1 rRNA gene is annotated in these 447 nt (G+C 53.9%); it reads right to left on the reverse strand.

Annotation, left to right across the window (positions count from 1 at the left end):
* Window positions 1–447: ribosomal RNA gene (locus tag AKJ13_RS29940) — 23S ribosomal RNA — on the reverse strand; the annotation flags it as partial.

The following is a 447-nucleotide window of genomic DNA, read 5'->3' on the forward strand; positions in this document are numbered from 1 at the left end:
CGCTACCTAAATAGCTTTCGCGGAGAACCAGCTATTTCCGAGTTTGATTGGCCTTTCACCCCTAGCCACACGTCATCCAAGACCTTTTCAACGGGCACTGGTTCGGACCTCCAGTGGGTGTTACCCCACCTTCATCCTGCACATGGCTAGATCACTCGGTTTCGGGTCTAAAGCCACGAACTGAACGCCCTGTTCAGACTCGCTTTCGCTGCGCCTCCACCTATCGGCTTAAGCTCGCTCGTAACTTTAAGTCGCTGACCCATTATACAAAAGGTACGCGGTCACTCAGGACGAACCTTGAGCTCCCACTGTTTGTAAGCATCCGGTTTCAGGTGCTGTTTCACTCCCCTCGTCGGGGTGCTTTTCACCTTTCCCTCACGGTACTGGTTCGCTATCGGTCGCTGAGGAGTACTTAGGCTTGGAGGGTGGTCCCCCCATGTTCAGACA

This window comes from Methylobacterium sp. ARG-1 (assembly GCF_001262595.1).
GTDB lineage: Bacteria > Pseudomonadota > Alphaproteobacteria > Rhizobiales > Beijerinckiaceae > Methylobacterium > Methylobacterium brachiatum.